Origin of the sequence: Pseudomonas sp. PGPR40 (genome assembly GCF_022014505.1) — a bacterium.
Lineage (GTDB): Bacteria > Pseudomonadota > Gammaproteobacteria > Pseudomonadales > Pseudomonadaceae > Aquipseudomonas.
Window position 1 is genome coordinate 102379 of the sequence record NZ_JAKLSP010000012.1, and the last position, 20274, is coordinate 122652.

General features: G+C 60.8%; 20 protein-coding genes. 14 read left to right on the forward strand and 6 right to left on the reverse strand.

Annotated features, from left to right (window positions below; all coding sequences use genetic code 11):
- Positions 1 to 112: 112 nt before the first annotated feature.
- The 6 genes from MEB48_RS12595 to MEB48_RS12620 form a co-directional block, all read right to left on the reverse strand.
- Entirely contained in the window at positions 113 to 778 is a 666-nt protein-coding gene (locus MEB48_RS12595; protein ID WP_095055052.1) for a response regulator transcription factor, read from the reverse strand.
- A 57-nt stretch (positions 779 to 835) separates the two neighbouring features.
- The gene (locus MEB48_RS12600) at positions 836 to 1393 is read right to left on the reverse strand and encodes a PQQ-dependent catabolism-associated CXXCW motif protein (RefSeq protein WP_237884558.1); all 558 of its coding nucleotides are present in this window, start codon (positions 1391 to 1393) and stop codon (positions 836 to 838) included.
- 257 nt (positions 1394 to 1650) lie between these two features.
- Complete coding sequence (locus MEB48_RS12605) at positions 1651 to 2442, reverse strand: ABC transporter permease (protein ID WP_237884559.1); 792 nt, start codon at positions 2440 to 2442, stop codon at positions 1651 to 1653.
- Positions 2439 to 3176, reverse strand: coding sequence for an ABC transporter ATP-binding protein (locus MEB48_RS12610; RefSeq protein ID WP_237884560.1), 738 nt, complete (start codon positions 3174 to 3176; stop codon positions 2439 to 2441). The genes MEB48_RS12605 and MEB48_RS12610 overlap by 4 nt, the downstream gene beginning before the upstream one ends.
- Positions 3173 to 4132, reverse strand: coding sequence for a YVTN family beta-propeller repeat protein (locus tag MEB48_RS12615; RefSeq protein ID WP_237884561.1), 960 nt, complete (start codon positions 4130 to 4132; stop codon positions 3173 to 3175). Before MEB48_RS12615 ends, MEB48_RS12610 begins: the two co-directional genes overlap by 4 nt.
- Positions 4133 to 4169: 37 nt before the next feature.
- Complete coding sequence (locus tag MEB48_RS12620; protein WP_237884562.1) at positions 4170 to 5354, reverse strand: ABC transporter substrate-binding protein; 1185 nt, start codon at positions 5352 to 5354, stop codon at positions 4170 to 4172.
- Between the two features lie 159 nt (positions 5355 to 5513).
- Between MEB48_RS12620 and MEB48_RS29135 the strand changes: the two genes are divergently transcribed.
- The 14 genes from MEB48_RS29135 to MEB48_RS12685 all read left to right on the forward strand — a co-directional run bounded on the left by MEB48_RS29135 (position 5514) and on the right by MEB48_RS12685 (position 20206).
- Positions 5514 to 5636 (forward strand): hypothetical protein, encoded by a 123-nt coding sequence (locus MEB48_RS29135; protein ID WP_269137477.1) that lies wholly within the window; start codon positions 5514 to 5516, stop codon positions 5634 to 5636.
- Between the two features lie 273 nt (positions 5637 to 5909).
- On the forward strand, positions 5910 to 6371 hold the full coding sequence (pedF, locus tag MEB48_RS12625) for a cytochrome c-550 PedF (protein ID WP_048394661.1): 462 nt from the start codon (positions 5910 to 5912) through the stop codon (positions 6369 to 6371).
- 3 nt (positions 6372 to 6374) lie between these two features.
- The gene (locus MEB48_RS12630; RefSeq protein ID WP_237884563.1) at positions 6375 to 7253 is read left to right on the forward strand and encodes a substrate-binding periplasmic protein; all 879 of its coding nucleotides are present in this window, start codon (positions 6375 to 6377) and stop codon (positions 7251 to 7253) included.
- Entirely contained in the window at positions 7250 to 7999 is a 750-nt protein-coding gene (locus MEB48_RS12635) for a quinoprotein dehydrogenase-associated SoxYZ-like carrier (protein WP_237884564.1), read from the forward strand. The genes MEB48_RS12630 and MEB48_RS12635 overlap by 4 nt, the downstream gene beginning before the upstream one ends.
- Before the next feature lie 15 nt (positions 8000 to 8014).
- Positions 8015 to 8953 (forward strand): quinoprotein relay system zinc metallohydrolase 1, encoded by a 939-nt coding sequence (locus tag MEB48_RS12640; protein WP_237884565.1) that lies wholly within the window; start codon positions 8015 to 8017, stop codon positions 8951 to 8953.
- A gap of 288 nt (positions 8954 to 9241) precedes the next feature.
- The gene (locus MEB48_RS12645; protein ID WP_237884566.1) at positions 9242 to 11017 is read left to right on the forward strand and encodes a PQQ-dependent methanol/ethanol family dehydrogenase; all 1776 of its coding nucleotides are present in this window, start codon (positions 9242 to 9244) and stop codon (positions 11015 to 11017) included.
- A 272-nt stretch (positions 11018 to 11289) separates the two neighbouring features.
- Complete coding sequence (gene exaC, locus MEB48_RS12650; RefSeq protein ID WP_237884567.1) at positions 11290 to 12810, forward strand: acetaldehyde dehydrogenase ExaC; 1521 nt, start codon at positions 11290 to 11292, stop codon at positions 12808 to 12810.
- Positions 12811 to 13127: 317 nt separating this feature from the next.
- Positions 13128 to 13199 (forward strand): pyrroloquinoline quinone precursor peptide PqqA, encoded by a 72-nt coding sequence (gene pqqA, locus MEB48_RS12655; protein ID WP_010455123.1) that lies wholly within the window; start codon positions 13128 to 13130, stop codon positions 13197 to 13199.
- Between the two features lie 54 nt (positions 13200 to 13253).
- Positions 13254 to 14168 (forward strand): pyrroloquinoline quinone biosynthesis protein PqqB, encoded by a 915-nt coding sequence (gene pqqB, locus MEB48_RS12660; protein WP_237884568.1) that lies wholly within the window; start codon positions 13254 to 13256, stop codon positions 14166 to 14168.
- A 142-nt stretch (positions 14169 to 14310) separates the two neighbouring features.
- Positions 14311 to 15063: a pyrroloquinoline-quinone synthase PqqC gene (gene pqqC, locus MEB48_RS12665; RefSeq protein WP_237884569.1), complete on the forward strand. Its 753-nt coding sequence runs from the start codon at positions 14311 to 14313 to the stop codon at positions 15061 to 15063.
- Positions 15060 to 16193: a pyrroloquinoline quinone biosynthesis protein PqqE gene (gene pqqE, locus MEB48_RS12670; RefSeq protein ID WP_237884570.1), complete on the forward strand. Its 1134-nt coding sequence runs from the start codon at positions 15060 to 15062 to the stop codon at positions 16191 to 16193. Before pqqC ends, pqqE begins: the two co-directional genes overlap by 4 nt.
- A 239-nt stretch (positions 16194 to 16432) precedes the next feature.
- Positions 16433 to 17596: an alcohol dehydrogenase-like regulatory protein ErcA gene (gene ercA, locus MEB48_RS12675; protein ID WP_237884571.1), complete on the forward strand. Its 1164-nt coding sequence runs from the start codon at positions 16433 to 16435 to the stop codon at positions 17594 to 17596.
- Complete coding sequence (locus MEB48_RS12680) at positions 17580 to 19307, forward strand: PAS domain-containing hybrid sensor histidine kinase/response regulator (protein WP_237884572.1); 1728 nt, start codon at positions 17580 to 17582, stop codon at positions 19305 to 19307. Before ercA ends, MEB48_RS12680 begins: the two co-directional genes overlap by 17 nt.
- A gap of 278 nt (positions 19308 to 19585) precedes the next feature.
- Entirely contained in the window at positions 19586 to 20206 is a 621-nt protein-coding gene (locus MEB48_RS12685; protein ID WP_030129353.1) for a TetR/AcrR family transcriptional regulator, read from the forward strand.
- Positions 20207 to 20274 lie beyond the last annotated feature (68 nt).

The following is a 20274-nucleotide window of genomic DNA, read 5'->3' on the forward strand; positions in this document are numbered from 1 at the left end:
GATCGTTCCCACGCTCCGCGTGGGAATGCAGCCCGGGACGCTCTGCGTCCCTTCCAGAGCCGAACGCGGAGCGTCCGTTGAGGCATTCCCACGCAGAGCGTGGGAACGATCATCAACGCCGCAAATACGACCCGAAATCAATATCCCCGGCACTCAAGATCGCCTGCACCCGATTGTGCACATTGAGCTTGCGCAATATCGCCGAGACGTGAGCCTTGACCGTGGTTTCGGCGATTTCCAGGGTGTAGGCGATCTGTTTGTTCGATTCGCCTTTGGTCATGCGCTCAAGTACCAGCAACTGCTTGCGAGTCAGTGCCTGGAGCAGCTCCGGCGGAAAGCTCGGGGTGTCATTCATCCGGCGATGAGTGCTGCTTTTTTGCGTGCGGATGATGTCCGGCGGCAGGTACACATTGCCATTGAGAATCTGCTGGATGGCCTCGGTCATCTGTACCCGAGGCGAGGACTTGGTGATGAACCCCACCGCGCCATAGGTGATGGCTTGCAGCACGATTTGTTTGTCCTGTTCGGCCGAGACGATCACCACTGGAATGGTCGGCGCCTCGTTGCGCAGGTTGATCAGGCCATTGAGGCCATGCATGCCGGGCATGTTCAGATCGAGCAGGATCAGGTCCAGGTCGTCGTGTTCCTGAGTCAGGGCCAGGGCACTGTCGAGGTCGGCGGTCTCCATGACCTCACTGCCGGGGAAACCGTCGCTGATGACATTGTGAATGGCTTCGCGAAACAGCGGGTGATCGTCGGCAATCAGAATTTTGTACATGGCCTTTCACCTCATTATTTTTGATCCGGGTGTGGCAACAACACGCAAGCTTTCGAGTCAGGGAAAGGGCTCGGGTCGGGCTGGCGTCAAGGGCAGGTTCGCCGCTTGCCACGCATCCAGACCATCGCGGTACCAATACAGTGTTTTATAGCCCATGGTGGCCGCGCGTTTTACCGCGTTCCAGCTCAACCAGCAATCGGAGCGGCAGTAAAAGACCAACGGTCGAGTCAGATCGCCCGCCGTCAATTGTTGCAGATGGCGAGCGAAATATTCCTGCCATGGGGGCGTCAGGTCACCGTCGCCGGTATTGGCCAGCCAATGGCTGCCGGGCAGGTTTTCGTGGGGCTGGTCTTCGATGAAACGGCCTTGCAGCCATTGCCGGCGGTAGACATCGATCAGCAGTGGCTGCGGCGTCTGTTTGAGCAGGTTTTGCAGGGTGGGCGTGTCGATGATACTCGCCCCCTGGAGCTGAGTCGGGGTCGGGCTGCGGTACAGGCCGATGCGATAACCCTCGGCGGAAAACAGCGATGTTTCGGCGTGCACGGCGCCCAGCAACAGGCTCAGCGACAGCGCAGCGAGAGAAGGGCACAGCAGAACACGTCGTGCACGTGGCATGGGGTTCAGTCCTTATAGTTATGAACCCATTACATGCCAGTGGCGATGCGTTGTGAATGCGACGATAGACAGGGAAACCAGTACTAAAGTAGTAATTTGTCTAGTTTTATGGGACCCGCGTCGTACACCAATGCTGTGTTCAATGAAGATCCAATGTGGGAGCGGGCTTGCTCGCGAAAGCGGTGTGTCAGTCGACAGAGATGTTGAATGTACTGGCCTCTTCGCGAGCAAGCCCGCTCCCACAGGGAAATGTGTTGTCAGTTGGTTTTGCGCAAGGCCGCATGCTGCGGGTTGAAGGTAAGTACCGCCAGCAAGGCGAACACCAGCGTCAGCCCCATGCACACCGCCAGCGCCAACGGGTTGAAGCGTTCATACAGCGCAAACCGCACCAGTTCCACCGCATGGGTGAACGGGCTCAAGGCGCACAGCCAATACAACCACTCGCTGGACTCGCGCATTTTCCACAGTGGATACAGCGCTGACGACAGAAAAAACAGCGGGAAGATCACGAAGTTCATCACCCCGGCAAAGTTCTCCAGCTGGCGGATGGCGTTGGACAGCAACAGGCCCAGCGCGCTGAGCATCAACGCCACCAGCAACAACGCCGGCAAGGCCAGCAACAAACCCATGGCCGGCGGTTGCACGCCGTAAACCCAGGCAATCGCCAGAAAGGCATACACCTGCAACAGCGAAATCAGCGACGTCGCCAGCAATTTGCTGCACAGCAGGAAGGTCCGGGGCAGGGGGCTGGTCAGCAGCACGCGCATGCTGCCCATCTCCCGGTCGTAGACCATCGACAGCGAACCTTGCATACCGTTGAACAACAGAATCATGCAGGCCAGGCCCGGGATGATGTAAACCTCATAGGGGATGTAAGTGTCGTAGGGCGCGATGATGGCGATGCCGAGTGCGGCGCGAAAACCGGCAGCGAACACCAGCAGCCACAACAACGGCCGCACCAGCGCGCTGAGAAACCGCGTGCGCTGCAACACAAAGCGCAGCCATTCGCGCAGGACGATACCGCTGAAGCATTGCCAGTAAGCATTCATGTGACGACGGCTCCTGAAGAGGTGGTCAGGCGAGCGAAGGCCGAACCGAGGTCGCCGCCATGTTCCAGGCTCAGCGCGTCTGCCTGTCCGCTGGCCACCAAGCGGCCTTGATGCAGGATCAGCAAGTCGTCGCTGGGCTGTACTTCATCCAGCAAATGAGTGGTCCAGAGTACGCTGATGGTGTGCTCGCGACACAGGCTGCGGATGTGTTGGTTGAGCGCCAGGCGACTGGCCGGATCGAGGCCTACGCTCGCCTCGTCGAGCAGCAACAGACTTGGCTCATGCAACAACGCACGAGCGATTTCCACCCGCCGACGATGGCCGCCATTGAGTTCACGCACCCGTTCGCCACGGCGCTCGGTCAGCGCTTGGCGCGCCAGTTCGGCGTCGACCCGAAGGCCAGTCTGGCGTCGGGACAAGCCATGCAGCGCGGCGTGGTAACGCAAGTTTTGCTCGACGCTGAGGTCCAGATCCAGGGTGCTTTGCTGAAACATCACACCCAACTGCTTTAGCGCCGGACGTGCCGAGGTGCGCAAGGAGCAGCCGCCGACCCGAATATCACCGCGCTGCACGTCATAAAGGCGGGTGAGCAGGGCGATCAGCGTCGATTTGCCCGCGCCGTTCGGTCCCAGCAGCGCTGCAAAACGTCCCGCTGCCAGGTTGAAACTCACCTGCCGCAAGGCCTCGCGCTGGCCGTAAGCGAAACTCAGGTCGCTGACTTCAAGGGCGTTCATGGCGTCACCACCACGCCCCACGGATAGCGCCCGACCTTCACCGATTTAGTGACCTTGAGGCTGTCGACATCGATCACCGACACATCGCCACTGACGCCATTGGTAGCCAGTAATTGCCGTTGGTCCGGGGTAAACGACATCTGCCAGACCCGTCGGCCCACCAGCAGGTAATCAACAATCTCGAAGGTCTTGGCGTCGATCACCGCCACATGGTTGGCCGGGCCGAGGGCGACGAAACCGTACTTGCCGTCGGCGCTGAGTTTGATCCCCACCGGCTGGACTTTGTCCGGGTGCACGCCTTTGATCTGGAAGGTCAGGGTCTTGAGGATCTTGCGGCTGGCGACGTCGAGAATCGTCAACGTGCCGCCGATTTCCGCCGAGGCCCAGAGCTGCGAGCCATCGGGATTGAATTCGACGAAACGCGGTCGCTGATCGACCAGCGTGTTGTCAGCCAGGGTCTGGGTACTGGTGTCGATCCAGTGCAGCATGTTGGTGGTTTCACTGGTGTTCACCGCCCACTTTCCGTCAGGGCTGACGGCCATGCCTTCAGGCTCGACGCCGACGCTGATTTGCCCAAGCACCTTGGAAGTTTCGGTGTCGATCACCGTCACCAGCGCATCGTCCTCGTTGGAGACGTACAGCCAACGATTGTTGGGGTGCAGGGCGAATTGCTCGGGGTCTTTGCCCGAGGGCAGTTCCTTGATGATCTTGCGCGTGGCGACGTCCATCACCTGGACCCGGTCCGAATCGCTGGCGCAGATGTACAGCAGCTTATTGTCGTGGGACAGCAACAGGCCACGCGGGCGCTGGCCGACGGGCAGGGTGTCGGTGACTTGCAGGGTCTGCATGTCGATCAGGCTCAGGCTATTGTCCTTTTCGTTGGAAACCCAGGCGGTGCTGGCCGCCGCATGCCCGGCGGCGAGTAGTAGAGCGCATGAAAGCAGGGTGCGGCGCATGGCAGATTCCTTATTGTTGTTGTCGTGAAAAAAAGGATCAGAGAAAGCGGCAGCTGACCTCGGCTTTGTCGTAACCCAGGCTGTCCATTTCGTTGACGGGGTGCAGGAAACCGTCTTGCGGCGAGGTGCTGACCAATGCCCGGGGTTGCACGATGGGGATCGGCTGGCGCAGCTGACCGTTCCACGGCCGATAACTGAGCTTGCGACCCTTGAAACCGTCCAGCGGCAATTGATCGCTGATTTCCAACTGACGAATCGCCATGGCATCGGCCTGACGCAGTTTGCCCACCGCACTGGCGATGCTGCGTACGGCCATCCACGCGGCGAAATCCCGGTCGTTCATCCAGCGCCCGGCCAGGGCTTCGAAGCGTTTCTGCAACTGCGCGGCACCGTAGGTTTCCACGGTCTTGTGCCAGCCCACCGGGGTCAGGCCCTGGGTGCCGGCGACCGGCCGTGGATACCAGGTCTGGTAGGGCACGTATTCGCCGAAGTCGCCGCGTTCATCGGCCACCAGCACCACGTCGTACTCGGCGGTCTGGGTGAACAGCGGCATGTCGGCCTGGGCGCTGCGGCGCTGATCGTTATCGAAGCTCCAGGCTTTTTCCGCCACCAGTTGCAGGCCGAAGCGTTTGGCCGCGCGACGCAGGGCGGCGGCATAGGCTTGATCGTCCGCGGTCGGGCCGACGATCAGCAGCGCCCGTTGCCATTTGCGCAGCACCAGAAATTGCGCCAACGCATCGGCCAGCATCGCGCGGCTTGGCAGACTGTGCAGCACGTTTGGCAAGCAGTCGGTGCTGCGCAGGCTGTCATCCGGGCTGCCGGCATTGAACAGCAGGCTGTCGGGTAGCGCGGCGCTGAGCCGGCGCAGGGTCTGCGCGGGTGCATTCACCACAAACAGGCGCAGGCCTTGTTCGTGTTGGGCTTTGGCCGCTTCGATCAGCGCCTGCGGATTGTCGACGTTGGCGCTGACCAGGCTGTAACTGTGATTGAGAAAGCGCCCGGTACTGTTGCTGTCGGTGATCGCCAGTTCGGCGCCGCGCAGGCCGGCGTCGGTCGGTTCGGGAATGACGTTCGACAGCAACGGACCTGGATCGGGGCGATAACCGAGGTAGCCGATCCGCACCTGCAACGGCGCGTCCGCCGCCTGAACCTGGGTCGCCACCCCGGCGGCGCAGGCAATCGCCAGCAAATAGATCAAGGCATAAGGGGCGAGCTGGCGCATAAAGGCACTCCATCACAGGTAGGGTCAGCATAGGAACCCTGGGCGGGCGGGGAAATATGCAGAAAGTACCGATGGGCCAGTACCAAGGTAGTAACTCACCCCGGACGGCGCGGTTTTAGCATGGGCAACAACGGCCATCACTCAAGGGGGAGATTGACCATGCGAATTCTCAAAGCACTGCTCCTGCCGTTTTTGCTGATTTTGAGCTTGATCGGCGTCGACAAACTCCACGGCCCGCGTCCCGCGCCGTTGCTGGTTTTGCCCATGACACCGGGGCGCTAGGCGCGACGATCGTTCCCACGCTCTGCGTGGGAATGCTTCAACGGACGCTCCGCGTTCGGCTCTGGAAGGGACGCAGAGCGTCCCGGGCTGCATTCCCACGCAGAGCGTGGGAACGATCAGTGTTGCACCCGCTTCCCTTACGGCCACAAGCCCTACTACCAAGGGAGTAGGTCGCGACCACCAAAGCAGCATGGGGTTGGTGCAAAGCCGTTCCTAAGATGGGTGCCATAGCCTCTTCAAAGAGGTTTTGCGTGCAATCTTGAGGGCAGAACAATGACAACAAAACGCAACGCCTTGCTCGTTGCCGGACTGCTGGCCGGTTTCATCAACGCAGGTTCCGTCTGGGCCCACGGCAACGTGGTACCCCAAGCCGTCGAAACCCAGGGACTGACCCCGATCAAGGATGCCGGTGTGCAGGTCGATGCCGATGGTTGGGCGGCGGCGAACCCTTACCGTTCCTCCCCGGAACGCGATAAAGCCGTGCAAATCGGCTCTTCGGCCTACAACCAGAACTGCGCGGCCTGTCATGGCCTGGAAGCCAAATCCGGCGGCATCGCCCCGGACTTGCGCATGCTCGACGTCGGCGAGGCCGGTGATGAATGGTTCGTCGAGCGCGTGCGCCATGGCGCCGTGCGTGATGGCCGGGTGTACATGCCGAAGATGGCCGACTACCTGAGTCAGGAAGCCTTGTGGGCGGTGCGCACCTACCTGGACAGCGTGCACGTCGAGGAGTGACCCATGCGCCTTCTCGCGGTGTTGATCAGTGCTGTGTGGCTGTGTTGCCAGACAACGCAGGCGCAGGTCCGTACCTATGACGAAATGATCGCCGCCGCCGAGCTGAAAGTCGCGGTGTACAAGGACTTCGCGCCCTACAGCTTTGAAGACGCTGGCGAGGCTCGCGGGGTCGATGTCGAACTCGCCCAGGCCCTGGCCAAGGCCATGGGCGTACGCCTGAAACTGATTTGGGCACCCGCCGGGGAAAAGCTCGACGACGACTTGCGCGATTACATCTGGCGGGCCAGTCAGTTGCACAATCAGCAACTGGCCGACCTGATGATGCGCGTGCCCTACGATCGCGATTACTCACAGAAACGCAATGAACTGGGTGAGCTGGAGAACGGCCATGTGGTGATGTTCGGGCCGTATCAGACCGAACAATGGCAAGTGGCTTATGACCGTCGTCGTCTGGACTCAGTGGCCAGCGTCGCGGTATTTCAGCAACACCCGATCGGCGTTGAAGTCGACAGCGTGCCATCGTTTTACCTGACCTCGGTGTTCAACGGCATGCTCGCCGCCAAGACCCACCATTACCCAGGCGTGCCCCAGGCGTTTGCCGCGATGAAGGCCGGTGAAGTCGACGCGGTGATGGCCATGCGCGGCGAGATCGACTGGCAAGTCCATCAGGCCGCCGACCCGCAAGTCGCGCTGGCGGAAAACGCCTACCCGAATATGGGCAAGCAGCTTTGGGAGATCGGCATGGCGGTGCATGAAAGCAACCGGCAACTGGCCTACGCAGTGGAAGAAGCGCTGGAAGCGCTGATTCGAGAGGGCTCGGTGAAAGCCATTTATGCCCGTTACGGCCTGCGGTATGACGTGCCCGAGATGTATCAACAGTGAACTGGCGAGCGAGTTGTCTGTTGGCCTGCTGGTTGCCTTTGGCGGCGAACGCGGCGGATGTCGATCCGGTTCCGTCGGTGATGTGGGGGTTCTATCACAAGCAGATGTTGGGCGACGCACCGTTCGTGTTCGACGAGCGGGTCAAGTTGCTCGCACCGCCATTTGCCGAAGACGCTCGACAAGTGCCGCTGGAAATCGACGCCCGGGCGTTCAAGGGCGAAGTGGTACGAATCCTCGCCTGGGCCGAACTCAATCCGCTGCCGAAAATCGTCGACTTCGAACCCTTGAACGGTGTGCTGCCGTGGCTGTCGATCCGCATCCGCGTTGAACAGGCCACGCCATTGCGTGCGGCGGTACTGACCCGCGACGGGCTGTGGCATGTCGGCTCGACCCTGATCGATGCGGCAGGCGGCGGCTGTACGGCACCGAGCGTGGTGCGTACTCAGCCAGGTTGGGAAGAACACATCGGCGAAGTGCTGGGTGGCCGTTATCCCCGTGGTGAATTCAGTCGCGTGCGTTTGCAGGTGGCGCACCCGATGGACAACGGCATGGTCAGCGGCATTCCGGAATTTTTCATTAATCATGCCGAACTGCGCGATCAAAACGATCAATTGCTGGCGCGTCTGGAGTTGTTCCCGGCGGTCAGCGAAAACCCCAATCTGGCCTTCGATATCGAAGGAGCAGGGCGGACGCGCCTGATGCTGCGCGACAACAGCGGCAACCAATTCGATGCGGCCATTCCCTGACTCAAGGAGCGTGTGATGCGCTGGATGCTGCTGTTGTTCATCAGTCTGAGCCTGCCGGCCGTGGCCGATCCTGATTACGCACTCAAGCCCCGGCAGATCGCCGAAGACACCTGGCTGCTGGAAGGCAGCACCGACAATTTCGCCAAGAGCAACGGCGGCAACATCGTCAACACTGCGTTCATCGTCACCGAACAGGGCGTGGTGGTAATCGACACCGGGCCGTCGAAACGCTATGGCGAAGCCCTGCGCAAAGCGATTGCGGCGACCACCGATAAACCGGTGATTCAGGTGCTGCTGACCCATCACCATCCCGATCATGTGCTGGGCAATCAGGCTTTCACCGACGTGCCGATCGGTGCGCTGGCCGGCACCACCGAGCTGTTGCGGCAACAGGGTGATGCCATGGCCGAGAACATGTATCGGCTGGTAGGTGACTGGATGCGTGGCACCGAGGTGGTGTTGCCGACGCAAGCGCTGATGCCCGGCGTGCAAAGTTTTGGGAACCACGATTTGCGCCTGCTGAGTCTGGGTGGGCACACCGGCGCGGATCTGGCTATTCTCGACCAGAAAACCGGCGTGCTGTTTGCCGGGGATCTGGTGTTTTATCAACGCGCCCTGACCACCCCCAACAGTCCGGGGTTGTCAGTATGGCTGGCGGACATCGCGGCTTTACAAGATTTACCGTGGACGCTGATCGTCCCCGGCCATGGGCCGGTGGCCACGGATACACAACCGTTCGAGCAGATGCGCGATTACCTGACCTGGCTGGACCAGCTGATGCGCGATGGCGCCGCTTATGGCAGCGACATGGCCGAGATGATCCGCAGCCCCATCCCCGAACGTTTCGCGGGGATCAGCTTGAGCCGCTATGAGCTGATTCGTAGCGTCAGCCATTTATACCCGCGTTACGAACGGGGGCAGATGAGGCGGGTGGATTCGGGCAAGAGTAACTGACTGTGATGATCGTTCCCACGCTCCCGCGTGGGAATGCAGCCCAGGACGCTCCGCGTCCCATCCAGAGCCGAACGCGGAGCGTCCGTTGAGGCATTCCCACGCAGAGCGTGGGAACGATCAACGCGGAGCGTGGGAACGATCATCAAACTCCCATCTCCTCCGACCCGGTACTAAGGAACTAGCAATCTCCGCACTGCGGGTAATTGTTGCAAGGGCGGCGGCGCCCAAGAATCTGCACCAGACCGGGAAAATTTCCCGGGTATAACAAAAACCGCAGAGGCAGCCGTCATGACCCAACCCGCACGTCGCCAACCCTTCGTCTTGAGCATGCTGCTCAGTGCCATGCTGTTATCTGGCCAGGCATTGGCCGCAGTCTCCGATCAAGACATCCTCCAGGACCCGAAGAACCCGGAGCAGGTCGTCACCAATGGCCTTGGCGTCCAGGGTCAGCGCTACAGCCCGCTGGACACCCTCAATGTCGACAACGTGAAGGATCTGCGACCGGTCTGGGCCTTTTCGTTCGGCGGGGAAAAGCAGCGCGGTCAGCAAGCGCAGCCGATGATCAAGGACGGCGTGATGTACATGACCGGTTCCTACTCGCGCGTATTCGCGGTGGATGCGCGCACCGGCCGCAAGCTCTGGCAATACGACGCGCGCCTGCCCGATGACATCCGTCCGTGCTGCGACGTGATCAACCGTGGTGTCGCGCTGTACGGCGATCTGGTGATTTTCGGCACCCTCGACGCCAAGCTCGTGGCCTTGAACAAAGACACCGGCAAAGTCGTCTGGAGCAAGAAAGTCGCCGACCACAAGGAAGGCTATTCCATCAGCGCGGCACCGTTGGTCATCAACGGCAAATTGATCACCGGTGTGGCCGGTGGCGAGTTCGGCGTAGTGGGCAAGATCGAAGCCTACGACCCGAAAAATGGCAGCCTGCTGTGGACCCGGCCGACCGTCGAAGGCCACATGGGCTATGTCTACAAGGACGGCAAAGCGGTAGAAAACGGCATTTCCGGCGGCGAAGCGGGCAAGACCTGGCCGGGCGATCTGTGGAAAACCGGCGGCGCGGCGCCTTGGCTGGGCGGCTACTACGACCCGGAAACCAATCTGCTGCTGTTCGGCACCGGCAACCCGGCACCGTGGAACTCGCACCTGCGCCCTGGCGACAACCTTTACTCGTCGTCGCGCCTGGCGCTGAACCCGGATGACGGCACGATCAAATGGCACTTCCAGAGCACGCCCCACGACGGTTGGGACTATGACGGCGTGAATGAACTGGTGTCGTTCAACTACAACGAAGGCGGCAAAGAAATCAAAGCGGCGGCCACCGCGGACCGTAACGGTTTCTTCTACGTGCTCGATCGCACCAACGGCAAATTCATCCGTGGCTTCCCGTTCGTGGACAAGATCACCTGGGCCAGCGGCCTGGATAAAAACGGTCGGCCGATCTACAACGACGCCGGCCGTCCGGGTGCGCCGGGCTCCGAGGCCAAAGGCAGTTCGGTGTTCGTCGCGCCAGCGTTCCTGGGGGCGAAAAACTGGATGCCGATGGCCTACAACCGCGACACCGGCCTGTTCTATGTGCCGTCCAACGAGTGGGGCATGGACATCTGGAACGAAGGCATCGCCTACAAGAAAGGCGCGGCGTTCCTCGGTGCCGGTTTCACCATCAAACCGTTGAATGAAGACTACATCGGTGTGCTGCGCGCCATCGACCCGAAAACCGGCAAGGAAGTCTGGCGCCACAAGAACTTCGCGCCACTGTGGGGCGGAGTGCTGACCACCAAGGGCAACCTGGTGTTCACTGGTACGCCGGAAGGTTTCCTGCAAGCATTCAATGCCAAGACTGGCGAGAAAGTCTGGGAGTTCCAGACGGGTTCCGGCGTGCTGGGTTCGCCCATCACCTGGGAAATGGACGGCGAACAATACGTCTCGGTGCTCTCCGGCTGGGGCGGTGCGGTACCGCTGTGGGGCGGCGAAGTGGCCAAGCGCGTCAAGGACTTCAACCAGGGCGGCATGCTCTGGACGTTCAAGTTGCCTAAAGATCTGGTAGCCAAACACTGATCGCCGCACTGATCGTTCCCACGCTCCGCGTGGGAATGCAGCCCGGGACGCTCTGCGTCCCCTTCAGAGCCGAACGCGGAGCGTCCGTTGAGGCATTCCCACGCAGAGCGTGGGAACGATCAGATGAAGACGCCTTCGCTGGCAAGCCAGCTCCTACTACCAAATAACGAGAATCCCCCTGCCAACGGCGCATTCGTCTGGCAGGCGGGGCTCTCTACTATCGGTTCATCGCCTGTTGGCCTGACAGGCATCGACCCAGACAGAGGCCCATCATGATCTACGCACAACCCGGAACACCTGGCGCCGTCGTTTCCTTCAAACCGCGCTACGGCAATTTCATCGGCGGCGAATTCGTTGCCCCAATCAACGGCGAGTACTTCACCAACACCTCCCCGGTCACCGGTGAAGTGATCGCCGAGTTCCCGCGCTCCAGCGCCGCCGACATCGAAAAAGCTCTCGACGCAGCCCATGCCGCCGCCGATGCCTGGGGCAAAACCTCGGCGCAGGATCGCTCGCGGGTGCTGCTGAAAATCGCCGACCGCATCGAACAGAACCTGGAAATCCTCGCCGTCACCGAAACCTGGGACAACGGCAAGGCCGTGCGCGAAACCCTTAACGCCGACGTGCCGTTGGCTGCCGACCACTTCCGTTATTTCGCCGGTTGCATCCGCGCTCAGGAAGGCGGCGCCGCCGAGATCAACGAACTGACCACCGCCTATCATTTCCACGAACCATTGGGCGTGGTCGGGCAGATCATTCCGTGGAACTTCCCGCTGCTGATGGCTGCGTGGAAACTCGCCCCGGCCCTGGCGGCCGGCAACTGCATCGTGCTCAAACCCGCCGAGCAAACGCCGCTGTCGATCATGGTCTTCGCCGAGCTGATCGCCGACTTGCTGCCGGCTGGCGTGCTGAACATCGTCCAGGGTTTCGGTCGCGAAGCCGGTGAGGCGCTGGCCACCAGCAAGCGCATCGCCAAGATCGCCTTCACCGGTTCCACCCCAATCGGCGCGCACATCATGCATTGCGCCGCCGAGAACATCATTCCGAGCACCGTTGAACTGGGCGGCAAGTCGCCGAACATTTTCTTCGAAGACATCATGAACGCCGAGCCGCAGTTCATCGAGAAAGCCGCCGAAGGCCTGGTGCTGGCGTTCTTCAACCAGGGCGAAGTCTGCACCTGTCCGTCCCGGGCGCTGGTGCAAGAGTCGATCTACGAGCCGTTCATGGCCGAGGTGATGAAGAAGATCGTCAAGATCAAGCGCGGCAACCCGCTGGACACCGAAACCATGGTCGGCGCCCAGGCGTCCGAGCAGCAATATGACAAGATTCTCTCGTACCTGAAAATCGCTCAGGAGGAGGGCGCGCAACTGCTCACCGGCGGCGCCGCCGAGCGTCTTGAGGGCGACTTGTCGAGCGGCTATTACATCCAGCCGACCCTGCTCAAGGGCCACAACAAAATGCGTGTGTTCCAGGAAGAAATCTTCGGCCCGGTGGTGGGCATCACCACCTTCAAGGACGAAGCCGAAGCCCTGGCGATTGCCAACGACAGCGAGTTCGGCCTCGGCGCCGGCCTGTGGACCCGCGACATCAACCGCGCCTATCGCATGGGCCGGGCGATCAAGGCGGGGCGCGTCTGGACCAATTGCTACCACCTGTACCCGGCCCACGCCGCGTTCGGTGGCTACAAGAAGTCCGGTGTCGGCCGTGAGAACCACAAGATGATGCTCGACCATTACCAACAGACCAAAAATCTGCTGGTGAGCTACGACATCAATCCGTTAGGGTTCTTCTGATTCGACTTGAAATCGGGTGATGGCCTTCGCGGGCAAGCCCGCTCCTACGGGGTTGCGCGAGTTTCACGGCCAACACATAACCTGTAGGAGCGAGGCTTGCCCGCGAAGGCGTCATCACAGTCAACATCAATGTTGACTGACATTCCGCTTTCGCGAGCAAGCCCGCTCCCACATTAGTTCTCCGTGTACTTGAAGACCGCGCAACACCCCCTACCAACGCACCCCACAACCTCCTTCGAAAGTAGCATTCGGTCCCTTCGCCCTCCGTGCATTAATGGTCTTACCGGAATTGACCGGCACAAGAAGAGGATTGACCCATGTGGAATAAACCCGCGTTTACCGATCTGCGCATTGGCTTCGAAGTGACGATGTATTTCGCCAACCGTTGATTGTTTGCCCGGTCAGCCGTCGCGTTGGCCGGGCCTGCCTTCTGGAGGCATTCCATGCACATCCGCGTTCTCGGTTCCGCCGCTGGCGGCGGTTTTCCGCAATGGAACTGCAACTGCCGTCAATGCGCCGCTATGCGCAACGGCAATCTGCGCGCACAACGCCGCACGCAGTCGTCCATTGCCCTGAGCGACGACGGTGTGGAATGGGTGCTCTGCAATGCTTCACCGGACATTCGCGCGCAACTCGAAAGCTTCCCGGCGATGCAACCGGCCCGACGCTTGCGTGACACGGCGATTGCCGGTGTCGTCCTGCTGGACAGTCAGATCGACCATTGCACCGGCCTGTTGAGCCTGCGCGAAGGCTGCCCGCATTCGGTCTGGTGCACTGAGCGGGTTCACGAAGACCTGAGCAGCGGCTTTCCCTTGTTCACCATGCTCAAGCACTGGAACGGTGGCTTGCAGTGGCAACCCATCGGGCTGGACCGCGAGCCGTTCAGCATCGCTGCCTGTAAACACCTGCAATTTCGCGCGATTCCGTTGGTCAGCAATGCACCGCCGTATTCACCCAACCGTGGCAACCCGCAACCGGGCGACACCATTGGCCTGTTCATCGAAGACCTGCGCAGTAGGGCATCGGTTTTCTATGCGCCGGGGCTGGGGCAGGTCGATGCCGAGGTGTTGAGCTGGATGCAGCGCGCCGACTGCCTGCTGCTGGACGGCACGCTGTGGCGCGACGATGAAATGCGTGTGTGTGAAGTCGGCCAGAGCCTGGGCAGCGAGATGGGCCACCTGCCACAAAGCGGCCCCGGCGGCATGCTCGACGTGCTGGAGGCGTTCAATCGCCAGCGTAAGGTGCTGATCCACATCAACAACACCAATCCGATCCTCGATGAAGACTCGGCCGAGCGCGCATTGCTGGAGCGGCGCGGGATTGAAGTGGCTTATGACGGCATGAGTATTGAGCTGTAGCGGATGGCCTCTTCGCGGGCAAGCCTCGCTCCCACAGTTGATCGGTGTGAACATAAATTTTGTGTACACCAACAATCCAATGTGGGAGCGGGCTTGCTCGCGAAGGGGCCAGACCAAACACCGCGAAATCCGGAGAACCGCAATGACTGACACTCCCATGACCCCCGCCGAATTCGAAGCAGCCCTGCGCGCCAAGGGTGCCTATTACCACATCCATCACCCCTTCCACCAAGCCATGTATGCCGGGCGCGCCACCCGCGAGCAGATTCAGGGCTGGGTCGCCAATCGCTTCTATTACCAAGTGAACATCCCGCTCAAGGATGCCGCCATCCTCGCCAATTGCCCGGACCGCGACGTGCGCCGGGAATGGCTGCAACGAATCCTCGACCACGACGGCGTCCCCGGTAGTGAAGGCGGGATCGAAGCGTGGCTACGCCTGGGCGAAGCAGTGGGGCTGGATCGCGAACAAATCCTCTCGCAAGAGTTGGTGCTGCCGGGCGTACGTTTTGCCGTGGACGCCTACGTCAATTTCGCCCGTCGCGCGTGCTGGCAAGAAGCGGCCAGCAGTTCGCTGACCGAACTGTTCGCGCCACAAATCCATCAGTCCCGGCTCGACGCCTGGCCCACCCATTACCCATGGATCGACCCGGCCGGTTATGACTATTTCCGTACGCGCCTGAGCCAGGCGCGGCGCGATGTCGAGCATGGTTTGCGCATCACCCTGGCGCACTACGTCACGGTCGAAGGCCAGCAACGCATGCTGGAAATTCTGCAATTCAAACTCGATGTTCTGTGGAGCATGCTCGACGCGATGAGCATGGCCTATGAGCTGGATCGCCCGCTGTATCACACCGTCACCACGGAGCGGGTCTGGCATCGGGGGATCGCCCTGTGAACCGGATCGAACAGCAACCCGGCCCACCGCTGTGGTTGCTGGCGGAGCTGACCTATCGCTGCCCGCTGCAATGCCCGTATTGCTCCAACCCGCTGGATTTCGCCCAACAGGGCGAGGAGTTGAGCACAGAAGAATGGATTCGGGTGTTCCGCGAGGCGCGTGAGATGGGCGCTGCGCAACTGGGTTTTTCCGGTGGCGAGCCGTTGGTGCGCCAAGACCTTGCCGAGCTGATCAAGGCCGCGCGGGACATGGGTTACTACACCAACCTGATCACCTCGGGCATCGGCCTGACCGAACAGAAGGTCCGTGACTTCAAGGTCGCCGGGCTGGACCATATCCAGATCAGTTTTCAGGCCGCCGACGAACAGGTAAACAATCTACTCGCCGGCTCGCGCAAGGCCTTCGCCCAGAAACTGGCCATGGCCCGGGCGGTGAAAGCCCAGGGCTATCCGATGGTGCTGAACTTCGTCACCCATCGACATAACATCGACCAGATCGCACAGATCATCGAACTGTGCCTGGAGCTGGAGGCGGATTTCGTCGAATTGGCGACGTGCCAGTTCTACGGTTGGGCCGAACTCAACCGCGTCGGCCTGTTGCCGACCCGCGAACAATTGCAGCGCGCCGAGCGCATCACCCATGAATACCGCCAGCGTCTGGAGGCCGAGGGTCACCCATGCAAGCTGATCTTCGTCACCCCGGATTACTACGAAGAGCGCCCCAAGACCTGCATGAACGGCTGGGCCAACTTGTTTCTCGACATCACCCCGGACGGCACGGCCTTGCCTTGTCATAGCGCCCGCCAGTTGCCGGTGCAGTTTCCCAACGTGCGTGAGCACAGCATCGAACACATCTGGAACGACTCCTTTGGTTTCAACCGTTTTCGCGGCGATGACTGGATGAAAGAGCCGTGCCGTTCCTGCGATGAAAAACACAAGGACCTCGGCGGCTGCCGCTGCCAGGCGTTCATGCTCACCGGTGATGCCGCCAACGCCGACCCGGTGTGCAGCAAATCGCCGCACCACGACGTTATTCTCAAGGCCCGGGACGAAGCCGACGCGCCGGGGCAGGGCATGGAGCACCTGACGTTGCGCAATGAAAAGGCTTCGCGGCTGATCTATCGCGGATGAGTTGTGAACACAAATCCCTTGTGGGAGCGGGCTTGCTCGCGAAAGCGGCATTACATTCAACACATCTATTGACTGACACACCGCTTTCGCGAGCAAGCCCGCTCCCACAGTGGATCTCCAGTGGATACAAAATTGGAGTGCACCCCCGGGCGGCTCGCTATCCATTGGTCTGATTGCATTCGCAGCCGGATGCGTTAGTGTGGACTTTACCTTTCAAAACAATAAAAACAGGCTTTCCAATGAGCCAGAATCTCAGCCAGCTGCGTAAATTCGTTTCGCCTGAAATCATCTTCGGTGCCGGCTGTCGGCACAACGTCGGTAATTACGCCAAGACCTTCGGCGCCCGCAAAGTGCTGGTGGTCAGCGACCCCGGTGTGATTGCCGCCGGTTGGGTCGCCGATGTCGAGGCCAGCCTGCAAGCCCAGGGCATTGATTACTTCATCTATAGCGATGTTTCACCCAACCCACGGATTGAAGAGGTCATGCTCGGTGCCGAGCTGTACCGGGAGAATCACTGCGATGTGATCGTGGCAATCGGCGGCGGCAGCCCGATGGATTGCGGCAAGGGCATCGGTATTGTCGTCGCCCATGGGCGCAACATCCTCGAATTCGAGGGCGTGGACACCCTGCGCATCGCCAGCCCACCGCTGATCCTGATCCCGACCACCGCCGGCACTTCGGCCGATGTGTCGCAGTTCGTGATCATCTCCAATCAGCAAGAACGCATGAAGTTCTCCATCGTCAGCAAGGCTGCGGTGCCGGACGTGTCGCTGATCGATCCGGAAACCACCTTGAGCATGGACCCGTTCCTGTCAGCCTGTACCGGCATCGACGCATTGGTCCATGCCATCGAAGCTTTCGTTTCCACCGGTCATGGGCCACTCACCGATCCCCATGCGCTGGAGGCGATGCGGCTGATCAACGGCAATCTGGTGCAAATGATCGCCAACCCCAGCGACATCGCCCTGCGGGAAAAAATCATGCTCGGCAGCATGCAGGCCGGGCTGGCGTTTTCCAACGCGATTCTTGGCGCGGTACACGCGATGTCCCACAGCCTCGGCGGCTTCCTCGATCTGCCCCATGGCCTGTGCAATGCGGTGCTGGTGGAACACGTGGTGGCGTTCAACTACAGCTCGGCGCCGGAGCGCTTCAAGGTGATCGCCGAGACCTTCGGCATCGATTGCCGTGGCCTCAATCACCGGCAGATTTGCGCGCGGCTGGTCGAACACCTGATCGCCCTCAAACACGCCATCGGCTTTCACGAAACCCTGGGCCTGCACGGGGTGAGTACGGCGGACATTCCGTTCCTGTCGCAACACGCCATGGATGACCCGTGCATCCTTACCAATCCGCGCGAATCCAGTCAGCGCGACGTCGAGGTCGTCTATGGCGAAGCCCTCTGACGAGCAACAACGGGCGCTGGCCGGGTTGCTCGGCTTAGGCAACCACTCGGCGCGCAAGAGTCATTACCCGGAACTGGCCGCGCGCCTGGATGAGCTGGAAGCTGAACGCAACCGCTACAAATGGCTGTTCGAAAACGCGGTACACGGGATCTTCCAGGCCAGCCTGCTGGAGGGCATGCGCGCCGCCAACCCGGCGCTGGCGCGGATGCTCGGCTATCAAAACCCGCAGGAGGTGCTGTTTTCCCTGACGGACTTGGCGGGCACGCTGTTCGTCGGCGGGGCGCAGGAGCTGGAAAGCATCGGCGAAATCCTCCAGCGCGAGCGCAGCCTGCTGGGCTATGAAACTCAGCTGCGGCGCAAGGACGGCAGCGTCCTCGACGTGTTGATGAACCTGCTGCTCAAACCGGATCAGGAAGGCCTGGTAGAGGGTTTTGTCGCCGACATCACCGAACGAAAACTGGCCCAGCAGCGCCTGCAACAACTCAATGACGAACTGGAGCAGCGGGTCACCGCGCGCACCAATGAGTTGCTGGACGCCAACCGCAACCTGCAACAGCAGATCGCCCAGCGCAAACAGATCGCAGAAGCCTTGCGCGATGCCCGTGATGCCGCCGAGGCGGCCAATCGCAGCAAGGACAAATACCTCGCCGCCGCCAGTCACGACCTGCTGCAACCGCTCAACGCCGCGCGTTTGCTGATCTCGACCTTGCGCGAACGCAAACTGCCCGACGTCGAGCAAGTGCTGGTGGAGCGCACGCATCAGGCGCTGGAAGGGGCTGAAGATTTGCTCACCGATTTACTGGATATTTCCCGCCTCGATCAGGCTGCAGTGAAGCCGGACATTGCCCTGTACCGCCTCGACGAGTTATTCGCGCCACTGGTCTCGGAGTTTCAGTCAGTGGCTGCGGCAGCCGGGTTGAACCTGCGGGTGCATATGGGCGATTACGCCCTTCATACCGACTTGCGCCTGATGACGCGGATTTTGCGCAACTTCCTCAGCAATGCCTGCCGTTACACCGATGCAGGCTGCATTCTGCTGGGGGCACGACGCCGGGGCGATGCGCTGCGTATCGAAGTCTGGGATACCGGGCGCGGGATTCCTGCGGATCGTCTTGACTCGATCTTCCTCGAGTTCAACCAACTGGACGTCGGCCGCGCCGCCGATCGCAAGGGTGTGGGTCTGGGGCTGGCGATCGTCGAACGCATCGCGAAGATTCTCGACTACAGGATTCAGGTTCATTCGCGGCCGGGGCGCGGTTCGATGTTCAGCATCGAAGTGCCGATTTCCCATGAGATTCCACTGCCGATCAGTCAGGTCGCGCCGCAGCCGACTACCGGCAACCCGTTGCCGGGCCGGCGTCTGTTGGTGCTGGACAACGAAGTCAGCATTCTTGAAAGCATGAGCGCGCTGCTCGGGCAGTGGGGCTGCGAGGTGGTTACCGCTACCGACGAGGCCACCGCGTTGGTGGCTTTGCAGGGACAGGCGCCGGAGCTGATTCTGGCGGACTATCACCTGGATCACGGGGTGGTGGGCTGTGAAGTGGTCCGGCATTTGCGCGAGCATTTTGGCCAGGCAATTGCGGCGGTGATCATCACCGCCGACCGCACTGACCAGTGTCGGCGCTCATTGCAGCGACTCGACGCGCCCTTGCTGAACAAACCGGTGAAGCCTGGCAAGTTGCGTGCGGTGCTGACTCAGCTGTTGGCGTAGCGATCGTGCAGGCTGCGACTGCTGCGCAGCGAACGGGGGCAAGCCTCAATGCCAGTCAGTTAAGCGAAATTTCTGTAGGAGCGAGGCTTGCCCGCGAAGAACGATGACGCGTAATCCCTGAAAAACCGCGGTGCATTCTTCGCGGGCAAGCCTCGCTCCTACAGGGGTTATGTGTTCCAGGCAGTAACCATCAAGCCACAAGACCACCGTACGTTTTCCCTGTCGCCCAATCCAGAGCGGATGCTAGTCTTGACCAACGCTGTTGTCAGGGAGCCCTCATGGGCAATCACAAGATCGAAATTCGTCGCAGTAACGTTGACAAGATTCTGCTGGGGGCCGAAAAAGTCTTCGCCGAAAAAGGTTTTGGCAGCACCGCCATGGCCGACATCGCCGCCGAAGTGCAACTGCCGCGTTCCAACCTGCATTACTACTTCAGCACCAAGAGCGAGCTATACAGCGCGGTGCTCCTGGGTTTGCTGGAGGTCTGGAAGCAGGACGCCCTGTGCTTCGAGATGTTCGACGATCCGCGAGTGGTGCTCAGCAGCTACATCCGCGCCAAGATGAACCATTCCCGCAGTCGGCCGTATGGCTCGAAAGTCTGGGCCAACGAAATCATCCACGGTGCGCCGACACTGGGTGAGAAGCTGGACGCCAGCCTGTACGACTGGGCCAAGATGAAAGAAGCGAAAATTCGCCAGTGGGTGGAAGATAAACGCATCCTACCGGTGGAGCCTTCCAGCTTGCTGTACATGATCTGGGCCTCGACCCAGCACTACGCTGACTTCGATCACCAGGTGAATATTCTGAATGATCATCAGCCGCTGTCGGACATGCAGTTCGAGCGGGCGGTGCAGACGGTGACCAGTGTGATATTGCGTGGGATCGGGTTGGAGCCTTGAGGTTTGCGGCGCTGCAGCTGGCCTCTTCGCGAGCAAGCCCGCTCCCACATTAGATCTTTAGCGAACAC

Coding starts and splice junctions, on each gene's coding strand:
- pqqB (WP_237884568.1), top strand. CDS start 13,254: ATGCACATCCGCGTTCTCGGTTCCGCCGCTGGCGGCGGTTTTCCGCAA.
- MEB48_RS12640 (WP_237884565.1), top strand. CDS start 8,015: ATGCGCTGGATGCTGCTGTTGTTCATCAGTCTGAGCCTGCCGGCCGTG.
- MEB48_RS12645 (WP_237884566.1), top strand. CDS start 9,242: ATGACCCAACCCGCACGTCGCCAACCCTTCGTCTTGAGCATGCTGCTC.
- ercA (WP_237884571.1), top strand. CDS start 16,433: ATGAGCCAGAATCTCAGCCAGCTGCGTAAATTCGTTTCGCCTGAAATC.
- MEB48_RS12615 (WP_237884561.1), bottom strand. CDS start 4,132: ATGCGCCGCACCCTGCTTTCATGCGCTCTACTACTCGCCGCCGGGCAT.
- MEB48_RS12630 (WP_237884563.1), top strand. CDS start 6,375: ATGCGCCTTCTCGCGGTGTTGATCAGTGCTGTGTGGCTGTGTTGCCAG.
- MEB48_RS29135 (WP_269137477.1), top strand. CDS start 5,514: ATGCGAATTCTCAAAGCACTGCTCCTGCCGTTTTTGCTGATTTTGAGC.
- MEB48_RS12685 (WP_030129353.1), top strand. CDS start 19,586: ATGGGCAATCACAAGATCGAAATTCGTCGCAGTAACGTTGACAAGATT.
- MEB48_RS12620 (WP_237884562.1), bottom strand. CDS start 5,354: ATGCGCCAGCTCGCCCCTTATGCCTTGATCTATTTGCTGGCGATTGCC.
- pedF (WP_048394661.1), top strand. CDS start 5,910: ATGACAACAAAACGCAACGCCTTGCTCGTTGCCGGACTGCTGGCCGGT.
- exaC (WP_237884567.1), top strand. CDS start 11,290: ATGATCTACGCACAACCCGGAACACCTGGCGCCGTCGTTTCCTTCAAA.
- MEB48_RS12595 (WP_095055052.1), bottom strand. CDS start 778: ATGTACAAAATTCTGATTGCCGACGATCACCCGCTGTTTCGCGAAGCC.
- MEB48_RS12605 (WP_237884559.1), bottom strand. CDS start 2,442: ATGAATGCTTACTGGCAATGCTTCAGCGGTATCGTCCTGCGCGAATGG.
- MEB48_RS12610 (WP_237884560.1), bottom strand. CDS start 3,176: ATGAACGCCCTTGAAGTCAGCGACCTGAGTTTCGCTTACGGCCAGCGC.
- MEB48_RS12600 (WP_237884558.1), bottom strand. CDS start 1,393: ATGCCACGTGCACGACGTGTTCTGCTGTGCCCTTCTCTCGCTGCGCTG.
- pqqC (WP_237884569.1), top strand. CDS start 14,311: ATGACTGACACTCCCATGACCCCCGCCGAATTCGAAGCAGCCCTGCGC.
- MEB48_RS12680 (WP_237884572.1), top strand. CDS start 17,580: ATGGCGAAGCCCTCTGACGAGCAACAACGGGCGCTGGCCGGGTTGCTC.